Source organism: Sphingobacteriales bacterium (assembly GCA_016706405.1).
In the GTDB taxonomy this organism is placed as follows: Bacteria; Bacteroidota; Bacteroidia; order Chitinophagales; family UBA2359; genus BJ6.
This window is the reverse complement of the sequence record JADJJT010000001.1, coordinates 735,732-742,500: the sequence shown is the minus strand read 5'-3', so window position 1 is coordinate 742,500 and position 6,769 is coordinate 735,732. Positions and strand designations below refer to the sequence as shown.

Below are 6,769 nucleotides of genomic sequence, written 5' to 3'. Positions count from 1 at the left end.
AAGTATTTATACATAGTTCTTAGTAAATTAAAGCACCACAAAGCATTGGGCTTTGTGGTGCGGGTTAGTAATAAATTAATGTTGTACTACCATTTTTACAATCTGGTGCTTATACCCATTGGGCGTGGTTAGTTTAACCCAATACAAACCATTAGCCAGCAATGCTGTATTTATGGTTGCTGTTGGCAAATTACCCAAGCGCGTATTTATAACTTGGTTGCCTAATACATTAAAAACCTGCAAACTGCCCTTGCCATACTCGGCAGGTATGGCGGTTAGTTGGGTAAAATTGCTGGCGGGGTTGGGTGCCACGTTAACGATATTAGTGGGTTGAATTTGTTGGTTGTATGGTTGCTTTTCGCTTAAAGCAGGTAGGGTTTCGGGTATGCGCAAATAGGTTGTATCGATGGCAAGTGTTAAAGCCGATTCGGCTATACTGCCAAGGGGCCTATCGGTATAGGTTGTAGCTATTTGCTGCAATTGGCTTAGTTCTTGACTATTTAAATCGTTAAGTTCTCTGCCGCTATTTATTACTTGGTATAAGAGGTTGAACAACAAGGTATCGGGGGTATTCATTTGGGCAATAGCTGTGGCGGCTTGCTCGGCTAAATGCCGATTAATGGCAGTGGCGGCAACAATTTTGTAGGCAAAGGGCGTGTTTATGGCTTGTATAAATACCCATGCCGAATCGGGTAAGTTTTGTTGCCAATAATAGTGCAAACCTGTATTTACCTGTTGTTGTAGGGCAACACCCGACCAGTTGTTTTGTATATAAGTAGCTACCGAACCCGCTGTATTGTTTTGCAGTTTAAAACCAATATCGGGGTCGGGGTTGGCGGGTATGGGCGGGCAAGCATTTGGGTCAGTCTCCTGATTAAAGCAATTTTCTACATATGGGTATCCGGGGGGCAAGTTGGGGTTTAGTTCGGCATTTAGCATAGGTACGGTGCTTAGGGGTTCGCCATTGGCATAGTATTTTATGGCAATTTGGCTATTAATATGCGGTTGCAATAAATAGGGGTAAGCATAGCTACCACAATTAATGGGGTAGCCAAAGCTAAATAGATTTCCCGATGTTTGTCCATTATCGCATCCGGTGCCTTGGTCGGCTATAACCCCATCGGGCGAATCTGGGTTAATTAGCATAGCCATTTGCCCGCAAGCTATGTCTTCGTAATTATTACATTTAATGGCTAAGGCGGGGTTATCGTCTTCGGTTTGTGTGCCTACATCGAAATAGTTAAATGTATTGCCATGAATATTGCCCCCGCCATCGCAAATTAACAGCTAATAATACCACCATAATCGCTAACTTTACCCCTTTTAGTAAATTAGCTTGGTAGCTTGGTAGCTAAATTAAATTCTTTCATACGATTAAAAAATTTAAAGTTAAAAAAACGACATAAGATGTACGCCCAAAGCTAACACAATTTTTTAATATTCAAACCTTTTTCCGGATATTTTTTTTGCCCGCACTCATAAATATTTATCATTACAATATATGAGTTATTGGTTTGTAGTAAATTGTCTTAACTATGATACTTCGGCAGGCTCAATTCAGCGGTTACAAGGTTTAAAGGATTTATGAGACAACTCCCTCTAAGTTCCTCAAAGAAGGGGAAAAACTCCCCACACTACTTTGCGTTAGGGATAGTAGGTGTGTCGCCTGATAAGGCGCAGTGCGCAGCACCGAAGCGAAGCGCAGCACCGTATAGCCCGACCCGAAGGGGAACGCCCAAAGCATCAAAATTTTTTCTGGTGGCTGTTTAATTGTGCGTTTAGTGTACCCTAAAAGTTAATACAGATACATCGTCGGTAAAGTTTTGCCGCCCTTTATATTGTTTTAGGGTTTGCAGTAGCTGAAGGTTAAAATCGTCTGCTTTTTGGTGGGCGTTTTGAGTTGTAAACGCCAATAGCCTTTCTGTTTCGAAGCGTTGCCCTGCTTCGTTTTCGAGGTCGGTAATACCATCTGTATAGGTTAAAATTAGGGCGTTGGGTTTTAGCTGTTCGGTTGTTACAACAATTTCTTTGAGGTTGCTAAAAGCACCAAGCAGGGTGCAGCCATTATTTAGCCAGGTAATTTTGTTGTCTTGCGCTAAAATTTGAGGGTTATGCCCTGCATTTACATAGGTTAGCGTTCGTTGTTTTAAGTTGCAGTTGGCAATGAAAAAGGTTATAAAATGGTCGCCGTTTGTGGTTTCGAGCAGGCGTTTATTTAATTTACGGATAAGGACTTTTAAATCCGGATTTTCGAGTGCTAATGTGCGTACAATGGCTTGCGCATGCGCCATTAGCATAGCTGCACCAATTCCTTTTCCGGAAATGTCGGCCATACAAACCATAAATTCGTGGTTATTAAGCGGAATATAGTCGTAAAAGTCGCCGCCAATATTGTGGTGTGGTTGGTAAATGCCTTGCATATCAACCCGCTTATTGCTTGGAAGCTGTTTGGGGATAATGAGGTTTTGGACTTGTCCGGCTACTTCTAATTCTTTTAGCAAGCGCTCTTGCTCTATGCGTTGCTTAAAAAGGCGTTTATTTTCAATAGCTACAATTATTATATTGGTTACAGCCTGTATAAAGTCGTAATGTTCGGTATATAGCGACTCTTTTACATGGCTGGCAAATTTACCCAGCAGTACAAACGCTAAGGGCTTGTCTTTATGGTAAACTGGCACGGCAACTTCAAACGAGGCATAGCAGGCGGGTTTAGTAGGGGGGTCAAGTGGTGTTATGTGGGTAAATTGTAGTAAATAATCTGAAAAGGGTATTGTTTCGGCGACGTCGGTGCTGTCATTATTGTTATTGTCAAATCCATACCCGCCTGTAAATTTCCATTGCCCGTCGAAATAAAAAATGGCCATACTTGCCACGCTCATTTGAGCCCGCAACACAAATTCGTAGATTTTAAACAGCTCGGCTGTTGAGTTGTTTTGATTAATGGCTTTTGTTACGTCTAACAACGTATCTATTCTAAGCTTTAGCAAAAGCAACATCCGGGCGGTATCGGGTGGGGCAATAGTAGCCATATTGTTTTTAATGTTCAAGCAAAATTATATTTTCAGCTATACCTGCGCTAAATATAATAGTATAATTAACTGTTGGGGGTTGATAGTAAAAAATCGGCTCAAAGTTAGGAAAGCATTTTTGCATTTTTGAGTAAAGTTTAATCTTAACTTTGCATTTGCATTTTTAGAACAAAAATAAGTAATCAATATTTAGCATCCTATTACAGAAAATAATCGCTCCTAAAAAACCAAAACAAATACCCGTAATAAATAAACTATGTTAAAAACCTTACAGCAAGTTGTAGCATATTACGAAGCACAACTTAAAAATGTAAAACCCAGCGATTTAGCTCGGGTAACAGCTTTATTGGTGGGTATTGGTGCTTTTTTTGGGGGGATATTGGCCATGCTAATTTTGCGCGTTTTTGTCATTTATTCGGTAAATTATTTTCTTCCGTACTTGGTGGGGCTTGTTTTGCTTTTTAGTATTATAGCTTATTACCTATTTTATTATGCCCTTGAAAACTTTATTTACCGACGTGTTAAACTGATTTATAAAAATATTTATCGCCTAAAACGCGATGCCAAAATACAGTTAGCCGAACCTAACCTTGAAATGAACACCAATGTTTTAGACAACGTAGAAGCCGCCGTAATAGACTGGGATACCGAAAACCGGCAGGAAATTGAACAGCTAAAAAAAATGGAAATTTACAGACGTGAGTTTTTGGGAAATGTATCGCACGAATTAAAAACACCTATTTTTAATATTCAGGGCTACCTTGAAACTTTAATGGACGGCGGCATTAACGACCCCAGTATTTGCAACCGCTACCTGCGCAAAGCCGCCGAAAATACAGACCGCTTGAGTTTAATTGTAAACGAGCTGGTATTAATTTCAAAAATTGAGGCAGGCGAACTACAGTTGAATATAGCACCCTTTAAAATTGGCGATTTAGTACAGGAAGTAATTGAACTCAACGAAGAATTAGCCAAAAAACAACATATTACCCTTAAAATCAAAGAGGGTAGCGACCGAAATATGCGGATTGAAGCCGACCGCGACAAAATTTCGCAAGTACTTAATAATTTGGTGATAAACTCAATTAAATACGGCAAACAAAACGGCACAACTACTATTGGATTGTATAATATGAACAAGTACGCCCTAATTGAAGTTACCGACAATGGCATAGGCATTGAGGCCAAGCATTTGCCGCGCCTGTTTGAACGTTTTTACCGCATAGATAAAAGCCGGTCAAGAGAAAGCGGCGGGTCGGGTTTAGGGCTGGCCATTTGCAAACACATCATCGAAACACATAACGAGCATATGCACGTGCGCAGCAAACCCAACGTAGGCAGTACTTTTGGGTTTACCTTAAAAATTGCCCGAAAATGGCGTTAACAAATCAAAACAACCAAACAATAAAGTATCTTTTTTAAGCAAACAAAACCGGCAATTAACCTTATTTAGAGGCTATTTTGTAATTTTACCCGCCCAATTAAACATATTGCAAGGCAAGTAAAATTAAAATGAGTTTGTCAATTTATGTTTTTTTTATTTATTTAATTCCGGATATTTATTTGCCTCGCTAAACACATTGACCATAATACAACCTAATCTATTTTATTATCCGGATGATTTAAGATATACCGCTGTCTTGCCTTTCTAAAACTGTTCCCCCCTTTTTTTTTTAATCCGGATATAAAACAACCCTCAACTACATCCTTATTAATTAACATCAAAAAACACAATCTTACTTATTATGCTTCCTCCTATTAATTTTAAAAAATGGATTGACGAAAATCGCCATTTACTTAAACCACCCGTAGGCAATCAAATTGTTTATAAAGATACCGACTTTATGATTATGGTTGTAGGCGGCCCCAATGCCCGAAAAGATTTTCATTTTAACGTTGGCGAAGAGTTTTACTATATGTTAGAAGGCGATATGCAATTGCCCATCCGCGAAAACGGCAAAACCCGTGTTATAGATATTAAAGAAGGCGAAATTTTTTTGCTGCCGCCCCGCGTTGAGCACTCGCCACAACGATACCCCAACACAGTTGGCTTGGTTGTAGAACGACTTAGGGCTGAAGACGAGTTAGATGCCTGCACCTGGTACTGCGAAAACTGCGACCGCGAGCTGTACAAAGCTACGTTTCATTGTAAAGATATTGTTGGTCAGTTAGCTGTATTGCTAAAAAACTTTTACGACAGCCAGGAACTTCGCACGTGCAAACATTGTGGTGCCATAATGGAAGTGCCTAAACTAAAAGAAACGCCCCCAACAAATGCCAGTATCTAATAAAACAGCCACCATTGTAGGCGCGGGTTTAGTAGGCTCGCTATGGGCAGTTTACCTTAAAAATGCGGGCTACAAAGTTAGTATTTTTGAGCGCCGCCCCGATATGCGCAAAGCCACAACCTCGGCAGGTAAATCTATTAATTTGGCCACCTCGTTTAGGGGCTGGAAAGCCCTTGACCAAGTTGGTATAGGCGACGAAATTCGCAAAATTGCCATTCCTATGTACGGGCGCACCATGCACCACGTAAACGGCACCACCACTTACCAGCCTTATGGCAACAACAACCAAGCTATTTACTCGGTTGCAAGGGGTGCTATAAACGCCAAATTAATGGATATTGCCGAAGATAGCACCCACGCAGCCATTCATTTTAACCACGAGTGCATTAACGCCGATACCCAACAAGGCTTGTTAACCTTTAAAAACACCCAAACAGGGCAATTAATTACCCACCAAGACGACCTTATTTTTGCCACAGACGGCGCTTTTTCGGCAGTTCGGTATAACGGGCTACAAAAATTAGATCAGTTTAACTACTCGCAAACCTATATTCCGGATGGCTACCGCGAGATATTACTTCCGGCAAACCCCGATGGCTCGTATCCATTAGCCAAAGAAACCCTGCATATTTGGCCGCGCGAACGTTTTATGCTTATTGCCCTGCCCAATTTTGACGGCTCGTTTACCTGTACTTTGTTTATGCCTTTTGAAGGGCACCAATACTGTTTTAACAATTTAACTGATAAAGCAAAAGTAGAGGCATTTTTTGAAGCCGTTTTTCCGGATTTTTACCGCCTAATGCCACAAGTTGCCGATGCCTGGGAAGACCATCCGCTGTCGTCATTAGCTATTATTAGGTGCTACCCATGGACACACGGCAAAGTAGCCCTAATGGGCGATGCCGCACATGCCACCGTTCCGTTTTTTGGGCAAGGCATGAACTGCGGTTTTGAAGACTGCAGTATCATGTGGCAATTAATGCAACAATACAGTAGTAATGAAAATGGTGTAAATACTAACGATTGGCCACATATTTTTGACCATTACCAAAACCTGCGCAAGCCAAACGGCGATGCCATGCAAGACCTGTCAAAGCAAAACTATATTGTTATGCGCGACAAAGTAGCCGACCCCGACTTTTTATTGCTGCAAAAAATTGAAAGGCGCATTAATTTTTTATACCCCCAATCTTATTTTCCGCTCTATACCATGGTGTCGTTTACCGATATAGCCTATACAACCGCCCTCGAAAAAGGCAAGGCGCAAGAGGCCATGATAAACAAATTAATTAAAACCCACCACCTTACACCCCAAACCAACGAAGCCACTATTGACGAGATTATCCATAATTTTATGGGCAAATAAGGTTGAATGGGGCCTTATAACAAAGCTAAAACTCCGGATAAAAATTATAATAATCCGGAAAATGTTTATTCAAATTGATTAAAATG

6 protein-coding genes (1 of these 6 running past the window's edge) are annotated in these 6,769 nt (G+C 40.8%); 3 read left to right on the top strand and 3 right to left on the bottom strand.

Annotation, left to right across the window (positions count from 1 at the left end; genetic code table 11):
* From IPI59_02935 to IPI59_02925, 3 genes are all read right to left on the bottom strand, one after another.
* Positions 1-14, bottom strand: partial view of a T9SS type A sorting domain-containing protein gene (locus IPI59_02935; protein ID MBK7526518.1) — the beginning only. It extends 1,489 nt beyond the left edge of the window; 14 of the gene's 1,503 nt are visible here — the first part of the coding sequence; it begins with the start codon at positions 12-14; the stop codon falls past the left edge of the window.
* A 61-nt stretch (positions 15-75) separates the two neighbouring features.
* A complete protein-coding gene (locus tag IPI59_02930; GenBank protein ID MBK7526517.1) occupies positions 76-1,146 on the bottom strand; it encodes a T9SS type A sorting domain-containing protein in 1,071 nt (356 codons plus the stop codon).
* 632 nt (positions 1,147-1,778) lie between these two features.
* Positions 1,779-3,029: a PP2C family protein-serine/threonine phosphatase gene (locus tag IPI59_02925; GenBank protein ID MBK7526516.1), complete on the bottom strand. Its 1,251-nt coding sequence runs from the start codon at positions 3,027-3,029 to the stop codon at positions 1,779-1,781.
* 256 nt (positions 3,030-3,285) lie between these two features.
* On the opposite strand from IPI59_02925, the gene IPI59_02920 reads away from it, so the two are divergent.
* From IPI59_02920 to IPI59_02910, 3 genes are all read left to right on the top strand, one after another.
* A complete protein-coding gene (locus IPI59_02920) occupies positions 3,286-4,413 on the top strand; it encodes a sensor histidine kinase (protein ID MBK7526515.1) in 1,128 nt (375 codons plus the stop codon).
* A 361-nt stretch (positions 4,414-4,774) separates the two neighbouring features.
* Positions 4,775-5,317 (top strand): 3-hydroxyanthranilate 3,4-dioxygenase, encoded by a 543-nt coding sequence (locus tag IPI59_02915; protein MBK7526514.1) that lies wholly within the window; start codon positions 4,775-4,777, stop codon positions 5,315-5,317.
* Positions 5,304-6,683, top strand: a complete 1,380-nt coding sequence (locus IPI59_02910) for an FAD-dependent monooxygenase (GenBank protein ID MBK7526513.1) — start codon at positions 5,304-5,306, stop codon at positions 6,681-6,683. The genes IPI59_02915 and IPI59_02910 overlap by 14 nt, the downstream gene beginning before the upstream one ends.
* Positions 6,684-6,769: the final 86 nt, after the last annotated feature.